Genomic DNA, 12,964 nt, shown 5'->3' with positions numbered 1-12,964 from the left:
CCGGTTCCTGGACAGGCTCAGCCGGGCAGGCCCATATCGGCGGCGGTCAGGCGAAAGGCCTTGCCGAAGCCGCCGTTGAGGTGGCCGGCCCGCACGGAGAACAGCGCAAAGCCGAAATCGGCAAAGCCGATGTAGATCCGGGCCTTGGGGTGATCGGTCAGATAGTGCGCGGCCAGCGTGTCGTGGCCCTGTTCGCCCTTTCCGACAAAGCGGGCGGTTGCCTGTAGCGTCAGGCGCGGGTGGGTCAGCGGATCGCCCTTCGGCCCCGGTTCGCCCAGCAGCAGCGAGCAGGCGGGGCTGGCGCGCAGCGCCCCGGTATGGGCCGACAGGTCGGAGACCAGGGTCAGGGGGGCACCCTCGGGCGAGAGGCCGAAGGCGACGCGGGTGACCATCGGCGTGCCATCCGCCAGCCCCACCGCCAGCGCGGCGAAGCGGGCGCGCGTCAGCAGGTCGCGGGCCATCCCGCGGGCCTCGTCGTCGGTGGGGCGAATGGTCTGGGCGGGGCGGATCGGATCGGTCATGGCCGTCTGTCTAGGGCCGGTGGACGGGGGGCGCAACCGGACCGGTCAGAACCAGCGCCACAGGGCGATCTTGAGGCCGACGGTGTCGCGGCCGGCGGATTTACGCTCCAGCCCAATCAGCCAGGTGGCGTTGCGGCGGCTGTCGATCAGGACGCCGGGCGTCACCGCCCAGATCAGCGGCTGGCCCGGGATATGGGCGGTCTCGACCTGAAGGATCGGGCGCAGGCGGCCGGGCGCCGAAAGGCCCAGGGTGGCGTCGAGCTTGTAGATCGGAACGTTCATGCCCAGCCGCCGCTCATAGGCGGCGTCCAGCGCGAGCCAGCCGGTCGCGCCGGAACGGGTGGTGGAGCCGCGGCCGTAGGAGAGCGTCAGCCGGTACATCGGATCCCAGGCGCCGCGCCAGTGGTGGCCGCCAAAGGCCGCCTCGGCGGCCAGTCGGGCGCGGGCGCCGGGGCGGGACAGCGGCAGGCGGGCGAAGAGCACCGCGTGCCCGGCGATGCCGGGGCGTTCGTTGACATCGGCCCCGATCGTCAGGCGCGGGGCAAGCCCGTAATCGGCATAGACCGAGAGTTCCTGCCGGGCGTCCGGGTCGCCCTGCCGCAGCGTGCCGGTGGTCGAGACAAAGCCGCGGCCGGTCTCGCGCTGCCAGGCCCCGGCCCCGGCGGGCGGGGCGGCGCAGGACAGCGCGATCAGCAACGGGACCAGGCGGCGCATGCGGGGGCTCCTTTCACGGCAGGGTCGAGGGAGATGGTTAATGAACGGTTATCCCCGGCCGGGCGGATTTCCGTTGCGCCGGTCCGCAGGTGGTCTATGCTGCAATGCAGCATATTGCGGAGGCCCCGGATGGCACATGTGATCACCGTCGCGCAGCAAAAGGGCGGGTCGGGCAAGACCACGCTGGCGGTCAACCTGGCGGTGGGATTCGCCCGCGCCGGCAGGTCGGTGGCGTTGATGGACACGGACCCGCAGGGCAGCGCCGGGCGCTGGTTCATGACCCGGCTGGAGGCGCTGGACTCGGGGGCCGGCGGCGCGCTGGCCGCGACGCCGGAGATCAATTTCTCCACCGCCTCGGCCTGGGGGGTGAGCTATGAGCTGCGCAAGCTCTCCCAGTCCCATGACATCGTGATCATCGACACCCCGCCCAAGGCCGACAGCGATCTGCGTCCGGCGCTGCGCGCCAGCGATCTGGTGCTGGTTCCGGTGGCCTCGTCGCATCTGGATCTCTGGGCGGTCGAGATGGTGCTCTATCTGGCCGGGCGCGAGGAGGTGCCGGCCATGATCGTGATGACGCGGGCGCGTCCGGGCACCCGGCTGGCCGCGGACGTGGCCGGCAAGGCCGCGGAACTGGACGCCGAGGTCGCCGTGACGACGATGGCCAACCGGGTGACCTATGCCGAGACGTTGGGGCAGGGGCGCGCGGCGCTGGAGGCGCCGAAGGGGCCGGCGCACGACGAGGTGACGCGGCTGGTGCAGGAGGTGCAGACGGCGCTGGACCGGCTGTGATAGGCTTGTCTCCGCAAAAGGAGGAGTCGATGCCGAGAATTTCCAAGGATGCCCGCGTACAGACCGTGATCACCACCTTCGAGATGACGCCGGGCACCTGCCAGGACCTGCTGGACGCCCTGACAGACGCCTATTCCGAGTTCATCTCGAAACAGCCGGGATTCATCGCCGCCGGGCTGCATGTGAACGACGCGCAGACGCGGATAGCCAATTATTCACAATGGGAGCGGCGCGAGGATTTCCAGGCCATGCTGCGCACCCCGGAGATGCGCCGGCGCAACCGCGAAATCAACGAGCTGTGCAAAAGCTTCGAGCCGGTGATGTACGACGTGGCGGCGAGTTTCGGGTGACGGGGCCGCGCCTGACCGGCGCAAGGTCAGGCGCGCCGCCCCCTGCCAGACCCGGTGGCGTTCCGGGGGGCATCGGCAGCGCGGTTCCGGGCCGGGCCGCCGGAAAACCCGTTTCAATTTCGCAAATTATCAATAGTCTGAACCGCAACATGATCCCACCTGCGCCGCGCTGCGCGGGTGGAGAGGCATGATATGGATCAAGGCCGGGCCGGCGCTCTGCGGCGCAGAATGGCGGCGAACCCAAGAGGAGGTTAAATAATGTATCACAATATCCTGATTCCGGTGTCCTTCGACTCCGACCGCGACGTGACCGCGCCGATGAAACTGGCCGAGGTTCTGGCCACGCCGGAGGCGCAGGTGACCCTGCTGCATGTGGTCGAGCATATTCCGGGCTATGCGATTTCCTACATGCCCGAGGATTACCTGGCCGAGGCGCGTCAGGCGATCCAGCAGGAACTGGAGGATATGGCGGCCAAGCTGCCCAACGCGAGGGCCGTGGTGATCGAGGGACATTCGGGCCGGTCGATCCTGGAATGGGCCGAGATCAACAAGCCCGACCTGATTATCATCGCCTCGCACCGCCCGGGGATGTCGGATCTGCTGCTCGGCTCGACCGCGGCGCAGGTGGTGCGCCATGCGCAATGCGCGGTGCATGTGGTGCGCTGAGCTGAGTCACGGATCTGGCAAGAAAGGGAAACTGTCATGAAAACCGCTTTGTCCATGCTGGCGGCTTTGGCACTGGCGGTGCCGGCGCTGGCCGATCCGGTGGGGATCACCAAGGAGATGATGGAGGTGGCGGTGCCGCTGCCCGAGGGCGGCAGCGCCACGATCTCGCGCATCCAGGACAACGACAACAAGGTGACGGGCGACTGGGCGCTGACCTCGCGCGCCTGCCCGCCGTTCTGCATCCAGCCCCATGCGCCCGCCGAGGGGGTGACCACCATTGGCGAGCTGGAGCTGATCGAGATGCTCAAGGATCCGAACGCGGTGGTCGTGGACGGCCGCGTGCGAAGCAATTTCGAGGGCGGCTCGATCCCGGGGGCGATCAGCATTCCCTATACCGAGGCCGCCGACCGGCTGGGCGAGCTGGGCTGCGAGATCGATTTCGACGGCTTCGATTGCGAGAATGCCAGGCCGGTGGCGCTGTTCTGCAACGGGCCGTGGTGCGGCCAGTCGCCGGCCGCCGCCCGGCGGATGATCGAGGCCGGCTATCCAGCCGAGAAGATCCATTACTATCGCGGCGGCATGCAGGTGTGGCGGATGCTGGGCCTGACGGTCACCGAATAGGACGCAGGGGGCGCTGCAAGGCGCCCCCGGTTCCGTCGCTTTCGCGTCTTGGGGCAATGGCGATCCCAGAAGGACTCGAACCCTCAACCTGCTGATTAGAAGTCAGCTGCTCTATCCAGTTGAGCTATGGGACCGCTTGCGGTGACTTTTGCGGGCTTTGGCGCGCGGGTTCAAGTGAAACCTTGTCCGCCAGTGTGCCGGTGGGACCAGGTCCGCTCAAGCCCGGCCAGCGAGGTCGAGAAACCGCTGTTCGGCCTGGGAAAGATGCCGCGCCTTGTGGCGCAGCGCGTGGAAGTGGCGCGGCGGCAGGTCGAAGGGCACCCGGACAAGCTGCCCTGTCCTGAGCGAGGGCGCCACCACCAGCGTCGACAGGACCGTCGCGCCGGCTCCGGCCTCGACCGCAGAGCGCACCGCCTCGTTCGAGGGCAGTTCAAGGGCGATCTCGATATCGTCGGTGGCCAGCCCGTGCAGGGACAGCGCCGCGGCGCAGACCGCACGGGTGCCGGAGCCGGGCTCGCGCAGCACCCAGGGCCCGGCCTGCAGCGCGGCGCGGGTGATCGGCAGCTGTTCGGCCCAGTCATGGCCGGGCGCGACGACCAGCGCCAGTTCGTCGCCGGGGAAGGAATGGACAGACAGGGCAGGATCGTCGATGTCGCCCTCGACAAAGCCCAGATCGACGGTTGCCGCCTGCACCATCCGCGCGACATCTTCGGTGTTGCCGGTGGTCAGGTCCAGGGTGAAACCGGGGTGGGCGGCGTGGAACCGGTGCATCAGCGGCGGCAGCCAGTAGTTCGCCACGGTCTGGCTGGCGGCCAGCCGCAGCGTGCCGCGCCGGAGCCCGGCCAGATCGCCCAGAACGCGCTCGGCCTGTTCGGCGCGGGCCAGGACCGAGCGTGCCTCGTCCAGAAACAGCCGGCCGGGGTCGGTCAGCAAGATGCGCCGCCCGACCCGGTCGAACAGGCGCACGGCGTGACGCTCCTCCAGCGCGGCGACGGCGGCGCTCACGGCGCTTTGGGTCAGGTTCAGCGCCGCCGCCGCGCGGGTGATATGTTCCCGCTCGGCGACGGCGATGAAGATGCGGAGTTGGTCGAGCGTCATGCGACGATCAAAATCAGACCCAGACTGAAAAGAGAAATGAAAACCCACGCTCCTGCCCCAAGCAGCGCCGGGCGAAGCCCCTCGGCGGCCAGTTTGCGGACGCCGGTTTCCAGCCCCATCGCGGCCAGCGCGGTCGCCAGCAGGAACTGGGTCAGCGTCGTGGTGGCCGGTCTGGTCGCCTCGGGGATCCAGCCGGTGCTGGCCAGGCAGACCATGGCGATGAACCCGAACACGAACCACGGCACCGGCGCGCCGCAGCGGCGGACCTCGCCGCCGTTGCGGCGCAGCCGGCGCGCGGCGATCGCGCCAAGCGTCAGCACCACCGGCGCCAGCATCATCACCCGGGTCAGCTTGGCGATGGTGCCGAATTCGCCGGCCTCCTGACCGCGTGCATAGGCGGCGGCGATGACCTGGGCCACCTCATGGATCGAGGCGCCGGCCCACAGGCCGAAGGCGTGCGGGCCCAGTGCCAGCCCGCCGGCGGCCAGCGGCATCACGATCATCGATACCGTGCCGAAGACGGTGACGCAGGCGATGGCATAGGCGACATCCTCGTCCCGCGCGCGGGTCACGGTGTTGGTGGCGATGACGGCAGAGGCGCCGCAGATCGAACTGCCCGCCGCGATCAGCTGGGTCAGCGCCGGATCGACGCGCATCACCCGCCCCAGCCAGGTGGTAAAGGCAAAGGTGGCCAGCAGGGTCGCGGCGATCAGCGCGACGCCGCCGGCGCCGACGGCGGCCACCTGTTGCACGGTCAGTTGCAGGCCCAGCAGGATGATGCCGGCGCGCAACAGCTGCCGGAGGCTGAAGGCCACGCCCGGTTTGGCGCGGGCGGGGGTGCCGACCAGATTGTGGAACGCCATGCCGATGAGGATGGCAAGGATCAGCGGGCTGAGCACCCCGACGCCGGGCAATTGCCGCATTGCAAAGGCGGCTGCCGCGATCGCCGCCGCCAGGGCCAGACCGGGCAGGACGCTGCCCGGGCCGGTGGCGAGAGAGGCCCGAACGCCGGGGCCGCTGCTGTCGGGGTGTGTGGCGAGAGGTTGCATCTGGCGGTCCTTTCGTGGTTCCGCCAGACCATCCGCATCTTTAATCAATCAATCCAACGGATTGTTTTTCTGCATTCAATCGAAAAAGTCGATTGGTTTGGCCTGCCCTTACCCAGGGCGGCAGGGCGCCCCCAAAAGGGCGATGGCCCGGACCCCGCCGGTGAGGTCTCGGCGGCTCGATCGGGGGCGCACACCGGGGCCGCCGGGAACGTGACCTTGGCGGTCTTCGCGACCCGGGTTCAGGCGGGCCCCGGGCACGGGCGGGTCATGAAGGTGCTGTGGGGGTCGGGGAGGTAATCCCCGAAGGGCGGGCATTCGACGAAGCCGCGCTGCCCGTAGAGGCGACGTGCGGGGGCGAAATCCGGCCCGCTGCCGGTTTCGAGGCTGACCCGCGACAGGCCCATGTCGGCGGCCTGGGCCAGCAGATGCTCGAGCATGGCGGCCCCGGCGCCGCGTCCGCGCGCCTCGGCGATCACATGCATGGACTTGACAGGGTCAGTGGGTCCAGGGCGTGCGGCGGTCGGTGGCGAAGTTCTCGCCATAGCCGCGCGGGCGGACAATGGCCTTGCGCCGATGCGGCTCGATCACCTGGGCGTCGATGCCGTGGGCCTCGGCATAGTCGAGCGCGGCCTCTTTGCTTTCGAACCGCAGCCGCACCTGCGTCTGGGTGTCCGACGAGGAGGTCCAGCCCATCAGCGGATCGACGTCGCGGGCCGAGGCGGGGGCATAATCCAGCACCCAGTTGCGTGTCTTGGCCATGCCCGAGGTCATGGCGTTTCGGGCCGGTCGGTATATCCGCGCGCGCATGGTCGTCTCCGTCCTGTCTAGCTGGTCCCTATATGCGACAGCCGGCGTGGCGCGGCAAGGCTCGTTTTTGCCTCAGGCGCGGTGCCGGCCAGGGGCCGCCCGAAGCCGAGCGCGGGCCCGGTATGGATCATGATCGGCACGCCTGCCGAGGACGGCCTGGCGCGGGAGATGCGGTGTCCGTCCGGGCCGGTGACCGATGGTCTTTCCCCCGCCATTGGCGCGGCAGGACAGCTTGCCGGCAGAGGGAATTGAACCTGCCGGGGCGCGGTGCCCTTGAACTGGAACAAAAAGTGACCAAAATCAGGGGAAGAAAAGGATTCCCCCCCCATGGCCTACGCCCACTCCGACAAGTCCCAGCCGATGATGCACGCGCCCGCGCCGGACGTGAAATCACGCCCCAAGCTGGAGGGCGGCAAGCGGTTCGTCATGCAGACCGAGTTTCAGCCGGCCGGCGACCAGCCGACGGCGATCGTGGAACTGAGCCGGGGGGTGCAGGAGGGCGAGCAGAACCAGGTGCTGCTGGGCGCGACCGGGACCGGCAAGACCTTTACCATGGCCAAGGTGATCGAAGAGACCCAGCGCCCGGCGATCATCCTGGCGCCGAACAAGACGCTGGCGGCGCAGCTCTACGGCGAATTCAAGGGGTTCTTCCCGGACAACGCGGTCGAGTATTTCGTGTCCTACTATGACTACTACCAGCCCGAGGCCTATGTGGCGCGCTCGGACACCTACATCGAGAAGGAATCCCAGATCAACGAGCAGATCGACCGCATGCGCCACTCGGCCACGCGGGCGCTGCTGGAACGCGACGACGTGATCATCGTCGCCTCGGTCTCCTGCATCTATGGCATCGGCAGCGTCGAGACCTATGGCGCGATGACCCAGGATCTGGAGGTGGGCAAGGAATACGACCAGCGCGCGGTGATCGGCGATCTGGTGACCCAGCAGTACCGCCGCAACGACCATGCCTTTCAGCGCGGCAGTTTCCGGGTGCGCGGCGACGTGCTGGAGATCTTTCCCGCCCACCTTGAGGACCGCGCCTGGAAACTGTCGTTCTTCGGCGAGGAACTGGAGGCGATCACCGAGTTCGATCCGCTGACCGGCGAGAAGACCGATACGTTCGAGCGCATCCGGGTCTATGCCAATTCACACTATGTCACGCCGAAGCCGACCATGCAGCAGGCCATCCTGGGCATCAAGAAAGAGCTGCGCCAGCGGCTGGATCAACTGGTCGGCGAGGGCAAGCTGCTGGAGGCGCAGCGGCTGGAGCAGCGCACCAATTTCGATCTGGAAATGCTCGAGGCGACCGGCGTGTGCAACGGGATCGAGAACTATTCGCGCTATCTGACGGGGCGCGCGCCGGGCGAGCCGCCGCCGACGCTGTTCGAGTTCATTCCAGATCATGCCATTGTTTTCGCCGATGAATCCCATGTCTCGGTGCCGCAGATCGGGGCCATGTACAAGGGCGACTACCGGCGCAAGTTCACCCTGGCCGAACATGGGTTCCGCCTGCCCAGTTGCATGGACAACCGCCCGCTGAAGTTCGAGGAATGGGACGCGATGCGGCCGCAATCGGTGTTCGTCAGCGCCACGCCGGCCAGGTGGGAGATGGAGCAGACGGGCGGCGTTTTCACCGAACAGGTGATCCGGCCCACCGGCCTGCTCGACCCGCAGATCGAGATTCGCCCGGTACAGATGCAGGTGGACGATCTGCTGGACGAGGTGCGCCGGGTGGCGGAGAAAGGGTTCCGCACGCTGGTCACCACGCTGACCAAGCGGATGGCCGAGGATCTGACCGAATACATGCACGAGCAGGGGATCAGGGTCCGCTACATGCATTCGGACATCGACACCATCGAGCGGATCGAGATCCTGCGCGACCTGCGCCTCGGCGCTTTCGACGTGCTGATCGGCATCAACCTGCTGCGCGAGGGGCTGGATATTCCCGAATGCGGGCTGGTGGCGATCCTGGACGCCGACAAGGAGGGGTTCCTGCGCTCGGAAACCTCGCTGATCCAGACCATCGGGCGGGCGGCGCGCAACGTCGAGGGGCGGGTGATCATGTATGCCGACCGGATCACCGGCTCGATGGAACGCGCGCTGGCCGAGACCGACCGGCGGCGGGCAAAGCAGATCGCCTATAACGAGGAGCACGACATCACCCCGGCGACGATCAAGAAGAACGTCGAGGACATCCTGTCGGGCCTCTACAAGGGCGACGTGGACATGAACCGGGTGACCGCCAAGGTCGACAGGCCGCTGCACGGCGCCAACCTCGAGGCGCATCTGGACGGGCTGCGCACCGAGATGCGCAAGGCCGCCGAGAACCTGGAATTCGAGGAGGCCGCCCGCCTGCGCGACGAGATCAAACGGCTGGAGGCGGTCGACCTGGCGATCTCCGACGACCCGCTGGCGCGGCAATCGGCGGTGGAGGCGGCCAGCGAGGCGGCGGTGCAATCGCGCGGCCGGTCGACGGCAGGGCGGCCGGGACAGCGGGGCGGGGTGAGGCGGAAGGGCCGGTAAATTTCCGGCGACTGCATGCTTAACCGGCCATCGTAAGGCCGGTGCCCGGCGCCGCCTGGAGGCCTGGTTCACGAGGTGGCTGTGTTCAGGGGGCAAAGCAGACGCGCGCAAACTCTGACAACCGCCGGGGCGGGTTGGGCCGCATTGCAGTAAACCCGCAGCCCATCGTCATGAACGGGGGACCGGCGGGGATCGCATCGGGTTATTCGATCTGGCGCTGCGCCACCCGCTGCCCGTCGATCAGGCTGGCCGAGGGGAACAGCACCACCAGATGGCCGGGGGAAAGCCCGTCCAGCACCTCTGCGACAATGCCGTTGTCGTGGCCGATCCGCACCTGTTGCAGCCGCGCGACGCCGTCCTCGGCGCGGAACACCGCCCAGTCCTCCCGATCGCGGAACAGCGCGCTGGAGGGGACCAGAACCGCGTCCTCGCTTTGCCAGACCACGATCCGCACCTCGACCCGGTAGCCATGGCCCAGCCCGGCGCGGGCGGCGCTGCCGCCGGTGAAGCGGATGGTCACCCTGACCCGCTGTTCCTCGACGCCCAGGGCCGAATATTTGGTATAGCCGTAGGGGTCGATCCGGGTGATCCGGCCCTCCAGATCCTCCGGCCCGCCCCAGTTGGTGACAATCACCGGATCGCCGATACGGACCTGCACCGCGTCCGAGGACAAAAGCTCGGCCTCGATCTCAAGATCGCGTTCCACATCGCCGATCTCCAGCAGGGCCTCGCCGGCGGGCAGGGTGGTCTCGCTCTTGCGGATCACCTTGAGGATGGTGCCGTCGATGGGGGCGAGGATCGGGATGCCCGGTTCGGACGGGCGGTCCTCTTCGAGCGCCTTGGCCAGCCCCTTGTCATCGAAGCTGATCATTTGGGCGCTGGCGCTGTTCAGCTCGGCAACCCGCATGGCGATGGCGGCGCGGGCGGTGGTGACGGCGGCATGGGCGACGCGGGACTCCTGCTCGGCGCGCTCCAGCGCCACCTTGCTGGTGATCTGGCGTTCGACCAGCCGGCGCATGCGCTCCAGCTCGCTGTCGGCGAATTCCAGGTTGGCCATGGCGGCGTTGAGGTCGGCATGGGCCACCTGCACCGCGGCCTCGGCGGCGGTGACCGCCGCCTGCGCCTGCTCGCGGGTGCGCAGGTCCAGTGCCGAGGGGTTGATCGGATGCATCCGCGCCACCACGGTTTCATTGCCGACCACGGTGTCGCCCGGCTGTACGGTGACCCGCTGCAACTCGCCCGCGACGGGGGAGGAGACGACATAGGGCTCATGCACCTGGGTGCGGCCCTCCTCGTCGATGGTCACCCGCATCGCGCCGCGGCGCACCTCGTCCATGTCGACCAGCACCGGGCGCGGCCAGAACGCCGCCGCCATCGCCGCGCCGATCAGCGCCAGCGCGGCCAGCGTCAGGACCAGACGGGAGTGTTTACGTTTCTGAGCCACCGGTCATTCCCTCGTTTTCAGCGCCGTTACCATGTCTGCACGGTCGATGTCGCGTTTGACAAGCCAGCCCGAGATCAGCGCGGCGGCCAGAACCACGCCCATCGCCTGTCCATAGCTCTCCGGGCTGAACACCGGGCGGATCTGATAGATGTCGGTGCTGAACCCCGCCGCGATCGCAAAGGTCAGCCCGTATCCCAGCGCCGCACCCAGCGGCAGCGCCAGCAGGGTCACTGCCGCCAGCTCGCCCAGCAGCACAAATCCGACCTCGCCACTGGTAAAGCCCAGCACGCGCAGGCTGGCCAGGTCGCGGGCGCGTTCCGCCTGGGCGACGCGGGCGGCGTTGTAGATCACGCCAAAGGTGATCACGGCGGCGATCAGCGCCATCACATAGCGCATCGCGCCGGCGCCCTGATCCATCACCCGTTGCAGCGCCGCCAGGCTGTCCGATTTCACGCTGACGCCGGCGACCATCGGCATGTCCTTGAGCGTCTGGTAGAGCTTTTCGGCCTGCGCCGCGTCCACCCGCAGATAGGCGCCCGAGACGCGCAGCGGCTCCTTCAGCGCCCGGTTCAGCCCCTCCATTTCCATATAGGCGGGCGAGCCCAGAAGGCTTTCGGCCACCGCGATCACCGGCAGATCGAGCCGCGGCCGCCGCCCCTCGCGCACATCGACGCTGAGCATCTCTCCGGCGCTGATGTCCAGCGTGCGCGCCAGCCCGACCGACAGGAACACGCCGCCCGGGCGCATGTCTATGGGCTGTTCGTCGGCGTCCACCGCCCGGTTCAGGCGCGGCTGCGCGGTCAGGCCGAAGATGGCGCCGTGATACCGCTCCCGCCCGTTGCGCAGGATCGCCGGCACGGTGCGCACCGGCTCCACCTCGATCACGCCGCGCAGGCGTTTCAGCTCATGGATGCTGTGCATCTCCAGCGGCTGGGTGAAGCTCACATTCAGGTCGCTGCGGTCGATCACGTCAAATGTCAGCGCCTGCATGGCGTCGAAACTGTTCAGGATCGAGGCCATGGACACCGAAACCGACAGCCCCGCCGCCACCCCCAGGACGGCGCCGCCCATGCGCAGCGGCTGCCGGGTGAGGCGGCGCAGCACCATGCGCGTCGGTTGGTCGAGCACCCGGTCCAGCGCTGCGCCGAACCTTCCGCTGCCGCTGTAGTCGGGCGGCTGCGCCGCGCGCATCGCCACCGCCGGCGTCAGCGCAAAGACCCGCCGCAGCACCAGCAGCCCGCCGGCCGACGCGGCCAGGATGCTGACGCCGAACCCCACCAGGAACGAGGCCGGGTCGAGCCGGAACACCAGAAAGGGAAACTTGTAGTAGATCAGGTATAGATCGACCATCCACCGCCCCACCGCGATCCCCAGCAGGCACCCGGCCAGCGCGCCGCCCGCCGCAATGGCGAGGATCATGCGAAAGTAATGGCCGCCCACCTCCATGTTGGTATAGCCGAAGGCCTTCATCAGGCCGATTTCCTCGCGCTCGGACTGCACCATGCGCGAGATCACGATGTAGAGAAGGAACGCCGCCACGGCGAGGAACACCGGCGGCACGCTGCCGGCGCTGCGCCTCAGCCCGCCGATCTCTTCGCTGATGAACCGGTCTGATTCCAGATTGGACAGCGCATAGGCCCCGGTGGCGCCGTAACGGTCCAGCAGCCGGTCGGCGGCGGCGATCACCGCCTCGGGTTCGGCGCCGCGCGCGAGCGCGAACAGAACCTCGTTGAACGCGCCCTGCATGTCGTATGCGGCGGCGAGCGCGGTGCGGCTCATCCACAGCACGGCAAAGCGGGCATCGTCCGGCACCAGCTCTCCCGGGGCGGTGGAATAGAGGAATTCAGGCGACTGGGCAAAGCCCACCACGGTCAGCTCACGGCGGAACCCGTTCATCGTCGCCGAGATGCGGTCGCCGGGCCGCAGCCCGTGCGCCAGGGCGAAACTGCGCAGGATCACCACCTCGCCCGCGCGCTCGCCGTCGAACATGCGCCCATCGGTCAGATACACGGTGTTGAGCGCGGGGCTGCGGTAATCGGGCAGCGACAGCGCGCGGGCCTGGATCGGCAGCGCGGTGCCGTCCAGATCGATCAGGGCGCTGCCCGCCACCCGGGTCTGGATCGCCGCTACGCCGGGAAGCTGGCGCAGTCCGGCGGCGACCGCCTGAGGCGCGCGGGCCACCGGCGCAAAGACATCCGCCAGCCGGTAGCGTTCGTAATAGGCGCGCCGCGTCTCGCCCAGCGAGGCGACCAGCCCGGTCATCATCACCAGCATCATCACGCCCACCGCGATCACCGCGCCGATCGCCGCGGCCTGGCCCTTGATTCGCCACAGATCGCGTATCAGCTTGCGGGTGAGGGGGCCGGGATGAACCATCATCGC

General features: G+C 68.4%; 13 protein-coding genes and 1 tRNA gene. 5 read left to right on the top strand and 9 right to left on the bottom strand.

Features of this window, described 5'->3' with window-relative positions; all coding sequences use genetic code 11:
• Window positions 1–17: 17 nt before the first annotated feature.
• Window positions 18–521 carry a HugZ family pyridoxamine 5'-phosphate oxidase gene (locus E1832_RS18590; RefSeq protein ID WP_133361282.1) on the bottom strand — a complete coding sequence of 168 codons (504 nt, stop codon included), beginning with the start codon at window positions 519–521 and terminating at the stop codon, window positions 18–20.
• 45 nt (window positions 522–566) lie between these two features.
• Complete coding sequence (locus E1832_RS18585) at window positions 567–1,235, bottom strand: hypothetical protein (protein WP_133361281.1); 669 nt, start codon at window positions 1,233–1,235, stop codon at window positions 567–569.
• A 129-nt stretch (window positions 1,236–1,364) separates the two neighbouring features.
• Between E1832_RS18585 and parA the strand changes: the two genes are divergently transcribed.
• The 4 genes from parA to E1832_RS18565 all read left to right on the top strand — a co-directional run bounded on the left by parA (window position 1,365) and on the right by E1832_RS18565 (window position 3,661).
• Entirely contained in the window at window positions 1,365–2,024 is a 660-nt protein-coding gene (gene parA, locus E1832_RS18580; RefSeq protein WP_133361280.1) for a ParA family partition ATPase, read from the top strand.
• Between the two features lie 29 nt (window positions 2,025–2,053).
• On the top strand, window positions 2,054–2,374 hold the full coding sequence (locus E1832_RS18575) for an antibiotic biosynthesis monooxygenase family protein (RefSeq protein ID WP_133361279.1): 321 nt from the start codon (window positions 2,054–2,056) through the stop codon (window positions 2,372–2,374).
• 258 nt (window positions 2,375–2,632) lie between these two features.
• Complete coding sequence (locus E1832_RS18570) at window positions 2,633–3,040, top strand: universal stress protein (RefSeq protein ID WP_133361278.1); 408 nt, start codon at window positions 2,633–2,635, stop codon at window positions 3,038–3,040.
• Between the two features lie 36 nt (window positions 3,041–3,076).
• Window positions 3,077–3,661: a rhodanese-like domain-containing protein gene (locus tag E1832_RS18565; RefSeq protein ID WP_133361277.1), complete on the top strand. Its 585-nt coding sequence runs from the start codon at window positions 3,077–3,079 to the stop codon at window positions 3,659–3,661.
• A gap of 57 nt (window positions 3,662–3,718) precedes the next feature.
• Here E1832_RS18565 and E1832_RS18560 read toward each other — a convergent pair.
• The 5 genes from E1832_RS18560 to E1832_RS18540 all read right to left on the bottom strand — a co-directional run bounded on the left by E1832_RS18560 (window position 3,719) and on the right by E1832_RS18540 (window position 6,615).
• Window positions 3,719–3,795: transfer RNA gene (locus E1832_RS18560), tRNA-Arg, on the bottom strand.
• 82 nt (window positions 3,796–3,877) lie between these two features.
• Complete coding sequence (locus E1832_RS18555) at window positions 3,878–4,759, bottom strand: LysR family transcriptional regulator (RefSeq protein ID WP_133361276.1); 882 nt, start codon at window positions 4,757–4,759, stop codon at window positions 3,878–3,880.
• Window positions 4,756–5,808, bottom strand: coding sequence for a YeiH family protein (locus E1832_RS18550; RefSeq protein ID WP_133361275.1), 1,053 nt, complete (start codon window positions 5,806–5,808; stop codon window positions 4,756–4,758). The genes E1832_RS18555 and E1832_RS18550 overlap by 4 nt, the downstream gene beginning before the upstream one ends.
• Before the next feature lie 239 nt (window positions 5,809–6,047).
• On the bottom strand, window positions 6,048–6,290 hold the full coding sequence (locus E1832_RS18545; RefSeq protein WP_245514046.1) for a GNAT family N-acetyltransferase: 243 nt from the start codon (window positions 6,288–6,290) through the stop codon (window positions 6,048–6,050).
• Between the two features lie 13 nt (window positions 6,291–6,303).
• Window positions 6,304–6,615, bottom strand: coding sequence for an ETC complex I subunit (locus E1832_RS18540; protein ID WP_133361273.1), 312 nt, complete (start codon window positions 6,613–6,615; stop codon window positions 6,304–6,306).
• Window positions 6,616–6,942: 327 nt separating this feature from the next.
• Here E1832_RS18540 and uvrB point away from each other — a divergent pair, with 327 nt between their 5' ends.
• On the top strand, window positions 6,943–9,138 hold the full coding sequence (gene uvrB, locus E1832_RS18535) for an excinuclease ABC subunit UvrB (RefSeq protein WP_133361272.1): 2,196 nt from the start codon (window positions 6,943–6,945) through the stop codon (window positions 9,136–9,138).
• Between the two features lie 202 nt (window positions 9,139–9,340).
• On the opposite strand, the gene E1832_RS18530 is transcribed toward uvrB, so the two are convergent.
• Together E1832_RS18530 and E1832_RS18525 are read right to left on the bottom strand one after the other, a co-directional pair.
• Window positions 9,341–10,582, bottom strand: a complete 1,242-nt coding sequence (locus tag E1832_RS18530; protein WP_245514045.1) for an efflux RND transporter periplasmic adaptor subunit — start codon at window positions 10,580–10,582, stop codon at window positions 9,341–9,343.
• Window positions 10,583–10,585: 3 nt separating this feature from the next.
• Entirely contained in the window at window positions 10,586–12,961 is a 2,376-nt protein-coding gene (locus E1832_RS18525; protein ID WP_245514044.1) for an ABC transporter permease, read from the bottom strand.
• Between the last annotated feature and the right edge of the window lie 3 nt (window positions 12,962–12,964).

Source organism: Antarcticimicrobium luteum, from assembly GCF_004358185.1.
Taxonomy (GTDB): Bacteria; Pseudomonadota; Alphaproteobacteria; order Rhodobacterales; family Rhodobacteraceae; genus Antarcticimicrobium; species Antarcticimicrobium luteum.
This window is presented reverse-complemented; position numbering and strand designations above follow the sequence as displayed.

Coding starts and splice junctions, on each gene's coding strand:
- parA (WP_133361280.1), top strand. CDS start 1,365: ATGGCACATGTGATCACCGTCGCGCAGCAAAAGGGCGGGTCGGGCAAG.
- E1832_RS18575 (WP_133361279.1), top strand. CDS start 2,054: ATGCCGAGAATTTCCAAGGATGCCCGCGTACAGACCGTGATCACCACC.
- E1832_RS18550 (WP_133361275.1), bottom strand. CDS start 5,808: ATGCAACCTCTCGCCACACACCCCGACAGCAGCGGCCCCGGCGTTCGG.
- uvrB (WP_133361272.1), top strand. CDS start 6,943: ATGGCCTACGCCCACTCCGACAAGTCCCAGCCGATGATGCACGCGCCC.
- E1832_RS18585 (WP_133361281.1), bottom strand. CDS start 1,235: ATGCGCCGCCTGGTCCCGTTGCTGATCGCGCTGTCCTGCGCCGCCCCG.
- E1832_RS18525 (WP_245514044.1), bottom strand. CDS start 12,961: ATGATGGTTCATCCCGGCCCCCTCACCCGCAAGCTGATACGCGATCTG.
- E1832_RS18540 (WP_133361273.1), bottom strand. CDS start 6,615: ATGCGCGCGCGGATATACCGACCGGCCCGAAACGCCATGACCTCGGGC.
- E1832_RS18545 (WP_245514046.1), bottom strand. CDS start 6,290: ATGCATGTGATCGCCGAGGCGCGCGGACGCGGCGCCGGGGCCGCCATG.
- E1832_RS18570 (WP_133361278.1), top strand. CDS start 2,633: ATGTATCACAATATCCTGATTCCGGTGTCCTTCGACTCCGACCGCGAC.
- E1832_RS18565 (WP_133361277.1), top strand. CDS start 3,077: ATGAAAACCGCTTTGTCCATGCTGGCGGCTTTGGCACTGGCGGTGCCG.
- E1832_RS18590 (WP_133361282.1), bottom strand. CDS start 521: ATGACCGATCCGATCCGCCCCGCCCAGACCATTCGCCCCACCGACGAC.
- E1832_RS18555 (WP_133361276.1), bottom strand. CDS start 4,759: ATGACGCTCGACCAACTCCGCATCTTCATCGCCGTCGCCGAGCGGGAA.